This is a genomic window from Streptomyces sp. B1866 (assembly GCF_031932565.1).
Classification (GTDB): domain Bacteria; phylum Actinomycetota; class Actinomycetes; order Streptomycetales; family Streptomycetaceae; genus Streptomyces.
Genome location: NZ_JAVSCF010000625.1, coordinates 1 through 432, shown reverse-complemented (window position 1 = coordinate 432; position 432 = coordinate 1). Strand labels below are relative to the sequence as shown.

At 68.3% G+C, this 432-nt stretch carries 1 protein-coding gene; it reads right to left on the bottom strand.

What is annotated here, in order from left to right:
• The coding region (locus tag RKE29_RS30500; RefSeq protein WP_312008921.1) for a beta-ketoacyl synthase N-terminal-like domain-containing protein at positions 1 to 410 on the bottom strand (410 nt) is incomplete at its 3' end.
• Positions 411 to 432: the final 22 nt, after the last annotated feature.

Below are 432 nucleotides of genomic sequence, written 5' to 3'. Positions count from 1 at the left end.
CCGAAGAATTCCGCGTCGAAGTCGGCGGCTTCTGGCAGGAAGGCTCCGTTGCGTACGTAGCTGGTGCCCAGGTGTTCCGGATCGGGGTCGAACAGGGTTCGGGTGTCCCAGCCGCGGTCCTGGGGGAATTCGGTCACGGCGTCTGTGCCGGCTGCGATCAGGTCCCACAGTTGTTGTGGTGATCCGGCGCCGCCGGGGAACCGGCATCCCATTCCGACGATGACGATCGGGTCCTCGCTGCCGGGGACCACGGTGGCGGCCGGCGCCGCGGTTGTGGTCTTCGGTGTGTTCTCGCCTGTCAGTTCGGCGGCCAGGAAGGAGGCGAGTCGGGTGGGGGTCGGGTGGTCGAAGACCAGTGTCGAGGGCAGGCGCAGGCCCGTCGCCGTGCTGAGCCGGTTGCGCAGCTCCACACCCGTCAGCGAATCGAAGCCG